At 61.3% G+C, this 14,772-nt stretch carries 14 protein-coding genes; 7 read left to right on the top strand and 7 right to left on the bottom strand.

Annotated elements, in window-relative coordinates:
* The first annotated feature begins 66 nt into the window (after positions 1-66).
* From AC0R79_RS02745 to AC0R79_RS02730, 4 genes are all read left to right on the top strand, one after another.
* A complete protein-coding gene (locus tag AC0R79_RS02745; protein WP_115076224.1) occupies positions 67-1,353 on the top strand; it encodes a murein hydrolase activator EnvC family protein in 1,287 nt (428 codons plus the stop codon).
* Between the two features lie 33 nt (positions 1,354-1,386).
* The gene (locus AC0R79_RS02740) at positions 1,387-2,706 is read left to right on the top strand and encodes a S41 family peptidase (RefSeq protein WP_007952532.1); all 1,320 of its coding nucleotides are present in this window, start codon (positions 1,387-1,389) and stop codon (positions 2,704-2,706) included.
* Between the two features lie 2 nt (positions 2,707-2,708).
* Positions 2,709-3,485, top strand: a complete 777-nt coding sequence (locus AC0R79_RS02735; protein WP_375744946.1) for a divergent polysaccharide deacetylase family protein — start codon at positions 2,709-2,711, stop codon at positions 3,483-3,485.
* Positions 3,486-3,591: 106 nt separating this feature from the next.
* Positions 3,592-4,992 (top strand): Vps62-related protein, encoded by a 1,401-nt coding sequence (locus tag AC0R79_RS02730; RefSeq protein ID WP_474733086.1) that lies wholly within the window; start codon positions 3,592-3,594, stop codon positions 4,990-4,992.
* Here the strand turns inward: AC0R79_RS02730 and AC0R79_RS02725 are convergent.
* The 7 genes from AC0R79_RS02725 to AC0R79_RS02695 all read right to left on the bottom strand — a co-directional run bounded on the left by AC0R79_RS02725 (position 4,973) and on the right by AC0R79_RS02695 (position 10,793).
* Positions 4,973-5,728 (bottom strand): substrate-binding periplasmic protein, encoded by a 756-nt coding sequence (locus AC0R79_RS02725; protein ID WP_474733084.1) that lies wholly within the window; start codon positions 5,726-5,728, stop codon positions 4,973-4,975. The genes AC0R79_RS02730 and AC0R79_RS02725 overlap by 20 nt on opposite strands.
* 76 nt (positions 5,729-5,804) lie before the next feature.
* On the bottom strand, positions 5,805-6,575 hold the full coding sequence (hisF, locus tag AC0R79_RS02720; protein ID WP_007897430.1) for an imidazole glycerol phosphate synthase subunit HisF: 771 nt from the start codon (positions 6,573-6,575) through the stop codon (positions 5,805-5,807).
* 9 nt (positions 6,576-6,584) lie between these two features.
* Positions 6,585-7,322 (bottom strand): 1-(5-phosphoribosyl)-5-[(5-phosphoribosylamino)methylideneamino]imidazole-4-carboxamide isomerase, encoded by a 738-nt coding sequence (hisA, locus tag AC0R79_RS02715; protein WP_003220753.1) that lies wholly within the window; start codon positions 7,320-7,322, stop codon positions 6,585-6,587.
* Positions 7,323-7,364: 42 nt separating this feature from the next.
* The gene (locus tag AC0R79_RS02710) at positions 7,365-7,625 is read right to left on the bottom strand and encodes a DUF2164 domain-containing protein (protein WP_011332018.1); all 261 of its coding nucleotides are present in this window, start codon (positions 7,623-7,625) and stop codon (positions 7,365-7,367) included.
* On the bottom strand, positions 7,626-8,264 hold the full coding sequence (hisH, locus tag AC0R79_RS02705) for an imidazole glycerol phosphate synthase subunit HisH (RefSeq protein WP_007952546.1): 639 nt from the start codon (positions 8,262-8,264) through the stop codon (positions 7,626-7,628).
* On the bottom strand, positions 8,264-8,857 hold the full coding sequence (gene hisB / locus AC0R79_RS02700) for an imidazoleglycerol-phosphate dehydratase HisB (RefSeq protein WP_007952547.1): 594 nt from the start codon (positions 8,855-8,857) through the stop codon (positions 8,264-8,266). Before hisB ends, hisH begins: the two co-directional genes overlap by 1 nt.
* A gap of 271 nt (positions 8,858-9,128) precedes the next feature.
* A complete protein-coding gene (locus AC0R79_RS02695) occupies positions 9,129-10,793 on the bottom strand; it encodes an OFA family MFS transporter (protein WP_474733079.1) in 1,665 nt (554 codons plus the stop codon).
* 355 nt (positions 10,794-11,148) lie between these two features.
* Between AC0R79_RS02695 and AC0R79_RS02690 the strand changes: the two genes are divergently transcribed.
* The 3 genes from AC0R79_RS02690 to AC0R79_RS02680 are packed head-to-tail and all read left to right on the top strand — an operon-like array spanning position 11,149 to position 14,707.
* Complete coding sequence (locus AC0R79_RS02690; protein ID WP_273901383.1) at positions 11,149-13,374, top strand: AsmA family protein; 2,226 nt, start codon at positions 11,149-11,151, stop codon at positions 13,372-13,374.
* Positions 13,371-14,438, top strand: coding sequence for an A/G-specific adenine glycosylase (gene mutY / locus AC0R79_RS02685; protein WP_007952550.1), 1,068 nt, complete (start codon positions 13,371-13,373; stop codon positions 14,436-14,438). Before AC0R79_RS02690 ends, mutY begins: the two co-directional genes overlap by 4 nt.
* Positions 14,435-14,707 carry an oxidative damage protection protein gene (locus tag AC0R79_RS02680; protein WP_007952551.1) on the top strand — a complete coding sequence of 91 codons (273 nt, stop codon included), beginning with the start codon at positions 14,435-14,437 and terminating at the stop codon, positions 14,705-14,707. The genes mutY and AC0R79_RS02680 overlap by 4 nt, the downstream gene beginning before the upstream one ends.
* Positions 14,708-14,772 lie beyond the last annotated feature (65 nt).

Here is a 14,772-nt window from a genome sequence, read left to right as displayed (position 1 = left end):
GGCGTTTTTTTTGCCGCGTCGGGCGGGCATACTAGGCCGTCCCTTACCCTGGTGCCGCCCGCCTCTATGCTTCGCGTCCTGATCGCCCTCGCTCTGACATGCCTGCTCCAACCGGCCTTCGCGGATGAGCGCGCGCAAACCCAACAGCAACTGGACGCCACGCGCCAGGACATTGCCGAGCTGAAAAAACTGCTGGGCAAGCTCCAGGAAGAAAAATCCGGCGTGCAAAAGGAGCTCAAGGGCACCGAAACCGAGATGGGCAAGCTCGAGAAACAGGTCGAAGCCCTGCAGAAAGAGCTGAAGAAGAGCGAATCCGAGTTGCAGCGGCTCGATGCGGAGAAAAAAAAACTCCAGAGCGCGCGCACTGAACAGCAGCGACTGATCGCCATCCAGGCCCGCGCCGCCTACCAGAACGGTCGCCAGGAATACCTCAAGCTGCTGCTCAACCAGCAGAACCCCGAGAAATTCGCCCGCACCCTCACCTATTACGACTACCTGAGCCAGGCTCGCCTGGAGCAGTTGAAAAGCTTCAACGAAACCCTGCGCCAGTTGGCCAATGTCGAAAAGGACATCGGCTTGCAGCAGGCGCAATTGCTGGTACAGCAAAGCGATCTCGACACTCAGCGCGAAGCGCTCGACAAGGTCCGCAAGGAACGCCAGCAGGCCCTTGCCAAACTCAATGACGACGTGAAAGCGCGGGACCAGAAACTGGCCGCCCGCGAGCAGGATCAGGCAGACCTGTCTAAAGTCCTTAAAACCATTGAAGAAACCCTGGCCCGCCAGGCTCGTGAGGCAGAAGAAGCGCGACAGAAAGCGCTCATCGCCCAGCAGGAAGCCGAAAAAAAGCGCTTGCGTGAGGCCGAGGCGGAAAACACCGACGCCCCACGCAAACCGGTCAGATCGACTCCCGGCGCCCTGGTGTCCAGCGGCGGCGAGACCTTCGGTGGCCCTTTTGCTTCAAGTCGGGGAAAACTTCCATGGCCGGTTGATGGTCGACTGCTGGCACGCTTCGGTGAAACCCGTGGTGACGATGCCCGTACCAAGTGGGACGGCGTGATGATCAGCGCCTCCGCCGGCAGCCAGGTGCATGCCGTACACGGCGGGCGCGTGGTGTTTGCCGACTGGCTGCGTGGTGCCGGGCTGCTGGTGATCCTCGATCACGGCAACGGTTTTCTGAGCCTTTACGGTCACAACCAGACGCTACTGAAGTCGGCAGGTGACGTGGTAAAAGCCGGTGAGTCCATCTCCACTGTGGGTAACAGTGGCGGCCAGGACACACCAGCGCTGTATTTCGCAATTCGTCAGCAGGGTCACCCGAGTGATCCGGCGCAATGGTGCCGCGCGCAAGGATAGGCGTGAGTTACCGATATTAGGAGTTCGTTCGACATGCTGCATTTGTCCCGTCTTACCTCGCTGGCCCTGACGATCGCCCTGGTGATCGGCGCGCCTCTGGCGTTTGCCGCTCAACCGGCCCCGGCTGTCGCTCCGGCAGGCACTGCCGCCACCAGCAAGGCACCGTTGCCGCTGGAAGAGCTGCGCACCTTTGCCGAGGTCATGGACCGGATCAAGGCGGCCTATGTCGAGCCGGTGGACGACAAGACCCTGCTGGAAAACGCGATCAAGGGCATGCTCAGCAACCTCGATCCGCACTCCGCCTACCTCGGCCCTGAAGACTTCACCGAGTTGCAGGAAAGCACCAGCGGTGAGTTCGGCGGCCTGGGCATCGAAGTCGGCGCCGAAGACGGCTTCATCAAGGTCGTGTCGCCGATCGACGATACGCCAGCATCGAAGGCCGGCATCCAGGCCGGCGACTTCATCGTCAAGATCAACGGCGCGCCGACCCGTGGCCAGACCATGACCGAAGCCGTGGACAAAATGCGCGGCAAGATCGGCCAGAAAATCACCCTGACTTTGGTGCGCGACGGTGGTACGCCGTTCGACGTAACCCTCGCTCGCGCCGTGATTCAGGTGAAGAGCGTCAAGGCGCAACTGCTGGAATCGGGTTATGGCCTGATCCGCATCACCCAGTTCCAGGTCAAGACCGGCGAAGAGGTCTCCAAGGCCCTGGCCAAGCTGCGCAAGGACAACGGCAAGAAGCTCAACGGCATCATCCTCGACCTGCGCAACAACCCGGGCGGCGTGTTGCAGGCGGCGGTGGAAGTGGTCGACCACTTCATCACCAAAGGCTTGATCGTCTACACCAAGGGCCGGATCGCCAATTCCGAACTGCGCTTCTCCGCCACCGGCAAGGACGAGAGCGAAGCGGTGCCAATGGTTGTGCTGATCAACGGTGGCAGTGCCTCGGCCTCGGAAATCGTCGCCGGCGCCTTGCAGGACCAGAAACGCGCCGTGGTCATGGGCACCACCAGTTTCGGCAAGGGCTCGGTGCAGACCGTGCTGCCGCTGAACAACGACCGCGCGCTAAAGATCACCACTGCGCTGTACTTCACGCCGAACGGCCGCTCGATCCAGGCCCAGGGCATCGTCCCGGACATCGAAGTACGCCGTGCCAAGATCACCAACGAGGCGGACAACGACTACTTCAAGGAAGCCGATCTGCAAGGCCACCTGGGCAACGGCAACGGCGGCGCGGACAAACCGACCGGTTCCGGCGGCAAGGCCAAGGCGATGCCGCAAGATGACGATTACCAGCTGGCCCAGGCCCTGAGCCTGCTCAAAGGCCTGAGCATCACGTCCGGCCGCTGAGGATGTCTTTGCGTTTCGTCTTTGTCCTGCTGTGCTGTCTGGCGGGTGCTGCTCACGCGGAACCAGCCAGACCAACACCTCAAAAAGCCTACCTGACGCTGATCATCGACGACCTGGGGCAGAACCTGCCCCGGGATCGCCGCGTGCTGGCCCTCCCCGGGCCGGTGACCACAGCGATCATGCCCGACACCCCGCACGCCACCGAATTCGCCCGCGAAGCCCATCGCGCCGGCAAGGTCGTGATCCTGCACATGCCGATGGACCCGGCCACCGGCCCGTTCGCCTGGCATCCCGAACTGCCCATCGAAGAACTGGAAAAACGCCTGAACGCTGCGTTCAAAATGGTCCCCTACACCGCCGGCATCAACAATCACATGGGCAGTCGCATGACTGCACAACCGGTGGCGATGGCGTGGTTGATGGGCGAGTTGCAGCGCCGCCACAAGTTCTTCGTCGACAGCCGCACCAGCGCCCAGACCGTCGCTGCGCAACAGGCGCAGAAAATCGATCTGGCGAGCGTTTCGCGGGATGTGTTTCTCGATGACGAACGCACCGAAGCGGCGATCCTGACGCAGTTGCAGACGGCGATCAGCCTGGCGCACAAACAGGGTTCGGCCGTGATAATCGGCCATCCGTATCCACAGACTCTGGCTGTGCTGGAGCGTGAGTTGCCGAAGTTGAAGGCTCAGGGCATCGAGTGGATCGACATCAAGCAAATGATCAGCGTACGCAGTAATCGTGCGACAGCCGCTCATGGCAAAGACGGCGTTTACCGGTAACAAGTTGTCACCAAGCAATAAATAGATACCGCAGGACGCCACCTCCAGACCCGGATATTGAGACCCGTCGCGGCCACCGTGCCGTTTTCTCTATTCAGGATCAATCATGAACACCCAAACCCATCTCATATCACCGACTCGGCAAATGGAGCCCATAGCGGTTGAAAACCTGCTGATCAATTTCACCACCGAATTTCACAGGATCTGGGACAACACAGGCTCAAAGTCAAAACCCGGCAGCTTTTGGCGCCCCACACCGGCTCCCGACCTGCTGCCCGGCTATTTCCCCTTGGGCGACCTCGTTATCTCCGGACGGGACAACATCAACGAAAAACGGGTAATGGCCGTTGTCCGTGAAGGCGACTTGCAAAATGCCGAGGCCGGCAAAGGCCCGGCACTGAGCAGGCCCAATGACTATAAATGGGTCTGGAGCGATACCGGCTCGCGGGCCAACGGTGACTGTTCTATCTGGCGACCGATCCCACCCGAGGGTTATGTGGCACTCGGGCTGGTATGTTCCAACGACAGCAGCAAACCGTCCTTCAACGCCGTTCGCTGCGTACGCGCCGACCTGGTGGTAGCCTCAAGTGCCAGCACCCTGATCTGGAGCGACAAGGGCAGCGGAGCCGACCGCGACTTCAGCACCTGGACCGTCTCCCCCCCGAGCGCCCCCGCCGGGGAGATCTACTTTGCCCCCGGCACCTTTATCGGCGCTAACGGCTACAGCAAACCTGCAGCGCCCATCACCGCATACGCCTTGCGGATGCCGATTCCGCTTCAGGTCCAGACTCCACCGGCGGCTCCCGTACTGACCGGGCACGATGCCTCCGCCGCCCTGACGCCATCCAGGATCACACAGGTTGTCAGATTGCCGTGGTTCGCCGTCAGCGACCCGCTGATGCCAAGCCTCGTACAGCTGAAGACTTCACCGTTTTACCGCCTGGAAAGAACTGATCACTACTTGCTCGTCGGCGAAGGCCGGAACAGCTCTGACATGCATCGCCCTTTCAGATGGAGAGCCAGCCGAGCCCAGTCATTCGAGATGGTGCGCACGTTCACCCGCAATACGGGTCTCGACATCGGCAACCAATGGCCTTCGGCAATGTCTGCGCCTCAGTCGGCCATCACCTGCTCAGCCAGGCTGGGCGACAGCTTCTGCAACACCGGATCGGCACCCTATGAATGGGTGAATTCCTCGGAGGCAGAAGTTATTGCGCTGGTTGGAAAAAACCGGTTCGCCGCGGTGTATCTGATGCAAAGCGACTACCGATTACTTCGCGAAGATGGCTCACAAGTGGAGGGCCACCTCAGCTTTACCGATATGGATAGCCTGCATCTGGCGGACTACCCCGCCGAGCTGGAGCCGGCAAAGGACACGAAGAAGGAACTCGAGAAACAGACAGCCGTTGCGCCCGAACAGGAACCTGAAAAGCTGCCGGCTGCGGAGCCCAAGGCTGATCCGCAACCAACTACAGGATCAGCGATAGTTACAGATACCGCCCCATGATCTCGTCCACCACGCCGTCCTTGCGCATCTGATCAAGTGCGGTTTGAAGCTTGGCAACGGCTTCGTCCGGCACGTCCTTGTTCAGTGCCAGATACAGTTCTGCACTGTTGAAGCGCAGGACGGTTTTCAGCCCGGTCACGCCATCCTGCCGCGCCAGATAACGGCCGGCAGGATCGCCGGTGGCCCACAGATCGATCTGGCCGCTGACGAGTTTTTTGGCGTTGTCCTGATCGCGCAGCACCACCACCGGCTTCAAACCCTGTTTGGTCAACGTCTCGGCAATCGCATCGCCCTTGTAGGCGCCGATCTTGTACTTGCGCGCGTCATTGAGGGTTTCGAGGGTGATCTTGCTGTCGGCCTTGGCCAGCATGACCCAGTCGTCCGGGCCGATCGGGCCGACCCACTTGAAGAGCTTTTCGCGATCCGGCAGCCGTGCCATGACGAACGCACCGTAACCGGGATTCTCCAGCGCCAGCTTGTAGACCCGCTCCCATGGGAAACGCAGGGTCAGGCTGTAAGTGATGCCGGCACGCTTGAACATCTCGCGCACGATGTCCGTGGCGATGCCGTTGATGTTTTCATCCTGGGCGAAATTCTTGCCGTTCTTCGCCATGTTGTACGGCGGGAAGTTTTCGGTGAGGAGCACCAGATCGGTGTCGGGATTTTCTTCGGCGTGGCCGGTGTTGATCAACAACACGGAGGCACTGGCGAGGGCGAGAAGCAGGCGTTTGATCATGTCGGGCTACCGAAATCCATGGCGTGCCCAAGAGTGCCTTGGGTACGCCATGCTGTCCACTGGCCTGTATGGATGTTTAACGCATTACGATGCCGCGATGGGCCATGTAGGCCTTGGCTTCTTGAACGGTGTATTCGCCGAAGTGGAAAATACTCGCCGCCAATACTGCGCTGGCGTGGCCTTCAAGGATGCCGTCAGCCAGATGCTGCAGATTGCCGACGCCGCCGGAAGCGATCACCGGAATGCCCAGCGCATCGCTGATGGCGCGGGTCACGCCGAGGTCGAAACCGTTTTTCATGCCGTCCTGATCCATGCTGGTCAGGAGGATTTCACCGGCACCCAGGCCTTCCATTTTCTTCGCCCACTCGACGGCGTCGAGGCCGGTCGGTTTGCGTCCGCCGTGGGTGAAGATCTCCCATCGCGGGGTTTCGCCCGGGCCGGAGACCTTCTTCGCGTCGATGGCGACGACGATGCATTGCGAGCCGAAATGCTGCGCCGCTTCGCCGACGAATTCCGGGTTGAACACGGCAGCAGTGTTGATCGACACCTTGTCCGCACCGGCGTTGAGCAGGTTGCGGATGTCCTGCACGGTCCGCACGCCGCCGCCAACGGTCAGCGGAATGAACACCTGGCTGGCCATGCGCTCGACAGTATGGAGCGTGGTGTCACGGCCATCGACGCTGGCGGTGATGTCGAGAAAGGTAATCTCGTCGGCACCCTGCTCGTCGTAGCGACGAGCGATTTCCACCGGGTCGCCGGCGTCACGGATGTTCTCGAACTTCACACCTTTGACGACCCGGCCGTTGTCCACGTCCAGGCAAGGGATGATGCGTTTGGCCAGCGCCATGGTCAGTCCTCAGCCTTGGTACGAATCGCAGAAAGCTTGCGCTTCGGCGACGTCGAGAGTGCCTTCATAGATCGCCCGGCCGGTGATGGCGCCGATGATGCCCGGTGCCTTGGCGTCGAGCAGCGACTTGATGTCACCCAGGTTGTGAATGCCGCCGGAAGCGATCACCGGGATCTTGGTGGCAGCAGCGAGCGCAGCGGTGAACGGAACGTTGCAGCCCTGCATCATGCCGTCTTTGGCGATGTCGGTATAAACGATCGAGGACACGCCGTCGGCTTCAAATTGCTTGGCCAGGTCGATGACCTGCACGGTGCTGATTTCAGCCCAGCCATCGGTGGCGACAAAACCGTCTTTGGCATCGAGGCCAACGATGATCTTGCCCGGGAACGCGCGGCAGGCTTCAGCGACGAACGCTGGATCCTTCACCGCTTTGGTGCCGATGATCACGTAGCTGACGCCCGCCTTGACGTAGTGCTCGATGGTTTCCAGCGAACGGATGCCGCCGCCGATCTGGATCGGCAGGGTCGGGTAGCGCTTGGCGATCGCGGTCACCACTTCGCCGTTGACCGGCTGGCCTTCGAAAGCGCCGTTCAGGTCGACCAGATGCAGACGGCGGCAGCCGCCCTCCACCCACTTGGCAGCCATGCTCACCGGGTCATCGGAGAACACTGTGGAATCTTCCATGCGGCCCTGGCGCAGACGTACGCAGGCACCGTCTTTAAGATCGATAGCGGGAATAATCAGCATCTGGCAAACCTTCAAATTTGAATGTTCAGCTTGGCTCGGAAATCAGTTTTTCTCGAGCGCCCACAGGTCGCTTTCGATGCTTTCAAACCGCTCCTTGAGGTGGGTCTGCACATCGAAAATCGCCCTGTTGTAATAGTGCGGAGCAATTTCGCGGGTAAACAGCTCAAGAATTTCCGCCGCCTCGAACGAACCCAGGTCCAGTTCGAAACGATCCTCCATGAACCGCTGAATCTTGCGGTTGGCCTCGCTCTCCTGCTCGGGAGTGAGGGTCAGGATCGGCGGCTTGGATTTCTTGACGGCCATTTACCAGCGACCGTCCCACGCGGCGAAGTTCTGCAGCAATTGCAGGCCATGGGTATGGCTTTTCTCCGGGTGGAACTGCACGGCGAAACGCGAACCTTCGGCCAGCGCCGCGGCGAAATCGACACCGTAATGACCGCTGCCGACCACCTGCCGCGGGTTACCGGCGGCGATGTAGTAGCTGTGCACGAAGTAGAAACGCGCCAGGTCCGGAATGTTGTGCCACAGCGGGTGATCCACCGCCTGCTTCACTTCGTTCCAGCCCATGTGCGGGACTTTCAGGTGTTCGCCGTCTTCATGCAGGTCTTTGCCGAAGAACTTCACCGCGCCCGGGAACAGGCCGATGCAGTCGACGCCGTCGTTCTCTTCGCTGCTGTCGAGCAAGGCTTGCATGCCGACGCAGATGCCGAGGAACGGACGATCCTGGCTAACTTCACGCACCAGCGAATCGAAACCGAGGCGACGGATCTCCGCCATGCAATCGCGAATCGCGCCGACGCCTGGGAAAACCACACGGTCGGCTTCGCGGATCACTGCTGCATCGCTGGTGATCAGCACCTTGCCGGCACCGACGTGCTCGAGTGCCTTGGCCACCGAGTGCAGGTTGCCCATGCCGTAATCGATAACTGCAACCGTCTGCATTACAGGACGCCTTTGGTCGAAGGCATCTGGCCGGCCATGCGGTCATCCAGCTCGACGGCCATGCGCAGCGCGCGGCCGAATGCCTTGAACACGGTTTCGATCTGGTGGTGGGTGTTGGTGCCGCGCAGGTTGTCGATGTGCAGGCTGACCAGCGCGTGGTTGACGAAGCCCTGGAAGAACTCCTGGAACAGGTCGACGTCGAAGCCGCCAACGGTGGCGCGGGTGTACGGCACGTGCATCTGCAGGCCTGGGCGGCCGGAGAAGTCGATCACCACGCGCGACAGCGCTTCATCGAGCGGCACGTAGGCGTGGCCATAGCGACGGATGCCTTTCTTGTCGCCAATGGCTTGCGCGAAGGCCTGGCCGAGGGTGATACCGACGTCTTCCACCGTATGGTGGTCGTCGATATGCAGATCGCCCTTGCATTCGATATCCAGGTCGATCAACCCGTGACGGGCGATCTGATCCAGCATGTGCTCAAGAAAAGGAACACCGATATTGAATCGGGCCTTTCCGGTGCCATCAAGGTTGATCGAGGCTTTGATCTGGGTTTCCAGAGTGTCGCGCTCGACAGACGCCTTACGTTCGGCCATCACCAGCTCCGCAAAATCATTGGGCGAAAAAGGCAGCCATTATAGGGGCGCGGGGCAGAAACAGAAACACGAGAGGTGATATGACTGACGGATAGAACCCCGTGCTGTCGGGGATAGACATGTCCATACAAGCATTGAAAGGCACTGATCGCTCCCACGCTCTGCGTGGGAGTGCAGCCCCGGACGCTCTGCGTCCACTTCGAATGTGACGCAGAGCGTCACAGGGAGACATTCCCACGCAGAGCGTGGGAACGATCAGGTGTAAACGAACTTAGTGAAACAGAACCGCCGTCTTCTGCAGGGTCACCCACACACCCCACGCCAACGGAATCCCTACCACCAGCCACGCAGCGATCGCCAATGGCTTGCTGCCCGGCGCGGCTTTCCACTCCAGCACGGTGCTGGCGTCAGCACCCTTGTCGTGGCCCAGCGCCTGTTCGGCGGCCAGTTCGGCGTCGGTCATGAAGTACTTGTCGGCCACCGGGCGCACCAGCAGGTTGCACAGGAAGCCCAGCACCAGCAGGCCGGCGAGGATGTACAGGGTGATGTCGTAAGCGGCGGCGCGTTCAACACCGATGCTCAGCTGATACTCACGCAGATAGTTCACCAGCACCGGACCCAGCACGCCAGCAGCAGCCCAGGCAGTCAGCAGACGACCGTGGATCGCGCCCACCATCTGCGTACCGAACAGGTCGGCCAGATACGCTGGAACGGTCGCAAAACCACCGCCGTACATCGACAGGATGATGCAGAACGCCGCCACGAACAGCGCAACGTTGCCCAGGTGGCCGAGGTTCGGGATCAGTGCGTACAGCGCAAAACCCAGCGCGAAGAACACGAAGTAAGTGTTCTTGCGGCCCAGGTAATCCGAGAACGACGCCCAGAAGAAACGACCGCCGATGTTGAACAGGCTCAGCAGACCGGTGAAACCGGCTGCAATGGCAGCGATGGAAGCCAGTTGAGCGGCGTCCAGCTGACCGAACGGCAGATCGTTACCCAGCAGCTTGCCGCCGAACACTTCCTGCAACAATGGCGAAGCCATGCCGAGGATGCCGATACCGGCAGACACGTTCAGGCACAGCACCAGCCACACCAGACGGAATTGCGGGGTTTTCCACGCCACATTCACGTGAACGTGACGGTGGGTGATCATCGCGTTCGAGGCTTTCTTAGCCGGAGCGGTCCAGCCTTCAGGCTTCCAGCCGGTTGGCGGTACGCGGTAGGCCAAGGCGCCACCGATCATGAACACGAAGTAGATCGCAGCCATGGCCACGAAGCTCTGCCACACGCCCACGCCAGCCGGCGAAGCGAAATGGCTCATCAGAGCGGTTGCCAGCGGAGCACCGACCATCGCACCACCGCCGAAACCCATGATCGCCATGCCGGTCGCCATGCCGCGCTTGTCCGGGAACCACTTGATCAGGGTCGACACCGGCGAAATGTAGCCCAGGCCCAGACCGATACCGCCGATCACGCCGGAGCCGATCCACATCAGCCAGATCTGGTGGGTATAGATACCCAGTGCGGAAATCAGCAGACCACCGCACCAGCACAGTGCCGATACAACGCCGGCCTTGCGTGGCCCGGCGTGTTCAAGCCAGCCACCCCAGATCGCTGCCGAGCAGCCGAGGAAGATGAAGAACAGGGTGTAGATCCAGCCGAGCATGGAGATCGGCCAGTCGCATTGCGACGAGAAGACTTGTGCGATGAAGCTCATGTCCGGTGCGCAAGCCACCGGAGCGGTTACGCCCAGCGCCTTGGACAGCGGCAACCAGAACACCGAGAAGCCGTAGGCCATGCCGATGCACAGGTGAATGGCCAGAGCGGCCGGCGGGACCAGCCAACGGTTGAAACCGGGCTTGGCGATGATGCGTTCCTTGGACAGGAACCCGGGCTGATCGGCTTTGAGGCCGTCCGCCGTAATGGTCGTGCTCATTGTGTATCCCCCAATTATTAGTATGGTTCGCCAGCCACTGCTCACCCCCGGCCTTTATGCACGCAGGCATGACCGTTTTTTGCGGGTGAAGCTCCTTGAAAGCGCGACGTTAAGTCGCAGATGGGCGGACGAACGGGCGAAGGTTACCATTTGCACGTGACAGAAAAACCAAACTGATATCACCTTTTTTGAGTCATCTGATCTCCTGATGCCGGGGAACCCCGATGCCGATCGTTGTCGAAGCGCTGTACATCACGGTTCAGCAGGCTGCACGGGACACCGCAACAGCGCAGGTTGATGCAGCGCTATACTCCCCGGCTAAATTACGAATTCGACTACTTACAAGGACTCGCCCATGAAAGCGTTCGGCAAAATCCTGGGTCTGGTACTTCTCGGGCTGTTGCTGATCATTGTGGCGGCGGGCTTCGCCCTGACCCACCTGTTTGATCCCAACGACTACAAAGACGAGATCCGCCAGATTGCCCGCGACAAGGCCCACATCGAGCTGACGCTCAATGGCGACATCGGCTGGAGCCTGTTCCCGTGGCTCGGCCTGGAACTGCACGAGGCCAGCGTCGCGACCCTGGCCAAGCCTGCCGAACCGTTCGCCGACCTGCAGATGCTCGGCCTGTCCGTGCGCGTGCTGCCGCTGCTGCGCCGCGAAGTGCAGATGAGCGACGTACGCGTCGAAGGCCTGAACCTGCGCCTGAATCGTGACAAGAATGGTCACGGCAACTGGGAAGACATCGGCAAGGTGCCGCCCAAGGCCGGCAGCACACCAGCGCCGACCACCACGGCCGAAACCGCCCCCGAGGCCCCTGCGCAACCGGAAAAACCGGCCCAGCCGATCCGCCTCGACATCGACAGCCTGACCGTCAACAACGCCCGCGTGGAATACAACGACGAGCTGACCGGCAAGCAATTCAGCGCCGAAAGCATCCAGCTGAGCACCGGCGCTGTTCACGATTCGACCAACATCCCGGTCAAGGCCACCGCGTTCCTCGGCACCAACCAGCCAGTGCTGCGGGTGCGCACCGAGCTCAACGGCGAGCTGCGCTTCGAGCGCGCCCTGCAACGCTACAAGTTCGAAGACCTGAAGCTGTCCGGCGAAGTCGCCGGCGATCCGCTGCAAGGCAAGACCGTGACCTTCGCCGCCCAAGGCCAACTGTTGCTGGACAAGGCCGCCAACGTCGCCGAATGGACCGGCATCAAGCTTTCGGTCAATCAGTTGCGCGCCTTGGGCGAGTTGAAGGCCAATGACCTGGACAAGACGCCACAGATCACCGGCGGGATTTCCATCGCCCAGTTCGACCTGGCGAAATTCGTCGACAGCATCGGTCAGACCTTGCCGGCCATGGCCGAAGGCAGCCTGAGCAAGGTTGAACTGGTCAGCCGTGTCGCCGCGACGCCAACCAGCGTGGCGCTGGACAACATCAACCTGAAACTCGACGACAGCAGCTTCAGCGGCCGCATCGCCGTCGAAGATTTCGCCAAGCAATCGCTGCGGGCAGTCCTTAAGGCCGACACCTTCAACGTCGACCGCTACCTGCCGCCGAAATCGGAAAAAGCCAACAACGCCACGCAGGTTCGTCAGGCCGAAGTCGCCAGCACCGAGGCCGATGCGATGGCCGGTGCCGGCAGCACACCGCTGCCGGAAAAACCGAGCAAAAGCGCCTGGAGCACCGAGCGCCTGTTCCCTGTCGAGCGCCTGAGCAAGCTCGACGTGAACGCCGACCTGACCTTCGGCCAGTTGACTCTCGACAAGCTGCCAATTCAGAACGCCGCACTGAAAGCCACCGGCCAGGGCGGCCTGCTGACCCTGGAGAATCTGCGCGGCGAGCTGTACAACGGCGACTTCGAAGCCAAGGGCACGCTGGACGTGCGCCAGACCGCTCCGGTACTGAACCTGCAGACCCGGATCAACCGGGTGCCGGTGGAGAAAATCCTCGAAAGCCAGGGCAAGAATCCGCCGGTCAAAGGTCTGGTCAATCTCACCAGCACCGTCACCGGCAGCGGCAACAGCCAGCAGGCGCTGATCGAAACCCTCAATGGCAACGCCAGTTTCGTGATCAACAACGGCGTGCTGCTCAACGCCAACCTTGAGCAGCAACTGTGCAAGGGCATCGCCACCCTCAACCGCAAATCCCTGAGCGGCGAGCCGCGCGGCAAGGACACGCCGTTCCAGGAGCTCAAGGGCAACCTGACCTTCCGCAACGGCGTGGCCAGCAACCCGGACCTGAAAGTGCGCATCCCCGGCATGAGCGTCAACGGTGACGGCGATATCGACCTCAAGGTGCTGGGCATGGACTATCGCGTCGGCATCATCGTCGAAGGCGACACCAGCGCTATGCCGGACCCGGCCTGCCAGGTAGGTGACAAATTCGTCGGCATCGAATGGCCGCTGCGTTGCCGTGGCCCGCTGGAACTGGGCGCCAAGGCCTGCCGCGTGGACAACGAACGCATGGGCCAGGTCGCGACCAAACTGGCCGGCGACAAGATCAGCGAAAAAATCGACGAGAAGCTGGGTGACAAAGTCAGCCCGGAACTGAAAAACGCATTGAAGGGGCTGTTCAAGCGATGAGAGCGGAGCAGTTTTCCACGGCGGTGCTGGAATGGTTCGACCGCCACGGCCGCCATGATTTGCCCTGGCAACAGAACATCAACCCGTACCGGGTGTGGGTGTCCGAGATCATGTTGCAGCAGACCCAGGTCAGCACCGTGCTCAATTACTTCGACCGGTTCATGGCCGCGCTGCCGACGGTCGAGGCCCTGGCCGAAGCGCCGGAGGACGAAGTGCTGCACCTGTGGACGGGGCTGGGTTACTACACCCGCGCGCGCAATCTGCAGAAGACCGCGAAGATTGTCGTCAGCCAGTACGGCGGCGAGTTTCCCCGGGATGTCGAGAAGCTCACGGATTTGCCGGGCATCGGCCTGTCCACTGCGGGCGCGATCGCCAGCATCAGCATGGGCCTGCGCGCGCCGATTCTCGACGGCAACGTCAAACGGGTGCTGGCGCGCTTTACCGCGCAGGAGGGCTACCCCGGCGAGCCGAAGGTCGCCAAGCAGCTGTGGGCCAACGCCGAGCGCTTCACGCCGCAGGATCGGGTCAACGCCTACACCCAGGCGATGATGGATCTGGGCGCCACGCTCTGCACCCGCAGCAAGCCGAGCTGCCTGCTGTGTCCGCTGGAAAAGGGCTGCGAAGCGCACATGCTTGGCCTGGAGACGCGTTACCCGATCCCCAAGCCCCGCAAGGCCATCCCGCAGAAACGCACGCTGATGCCGCTGCTGGCCAACGAGGACGGCGCGATTCTGCTTTATCGCCGCCCGTCCAGCGGATTGTGGGGCGGTTTGTGGAGCCTGCCGGAACTCGACGACCTCGACGACCTGCAACACCTCGCCGCGCAGCACTCGCTGGAACTGGGCGAGCAGCAGGCGCTGCCGAGCCTTGTCCACACCTTCAGCCACTTCCAGCTGTCCATCGAACCCTGGCTGGTTCAGGTACAGGAAGCCGGCGGTCACGTGGCCGAGGCCGACTGGCTCTGGTATAACCTCGCCACCCCGCCGCGCCTGGGCCTCGCCGCCCCGGTCAAGACCTTGCTCGAACGCGCGGCCGCCGTCTTGAATGCAGGAGAGTCGACATGACCCGCACCGTAATGTGCCGCAAGTACAAAGAACAACTCGAAGGTCTGGAGCGCCCACCGTACCCGGGCGCCAAGGGCCAGGACATCTTCGAACACGTCTCGGCCAAGGCCTGGGCTGACTGGCAGAAACACCAGACCCTGCTGATCAACGAAAAACGCCTGAACATGATGAACGCCGAAGACCGCAAATTTCTTCAGGGCGAAATGGACAAGTACTTCTCCGGTGAGGAATACGCTCAGGCCGAAGGCTACGTTCCGCCTGCAGAGTAAACCCCGCGAAATCGGGGGGCGGATCGTAAGCGACGGAATTAATTTAAGAAATTTTAAAAAAGTCG

Source organism: Pseudomonas sp. HD57-3 (assembly GCF_056113135.1).
This window is presented reverse-complemented; position numbering and strand designations above follow the sequence as displayed.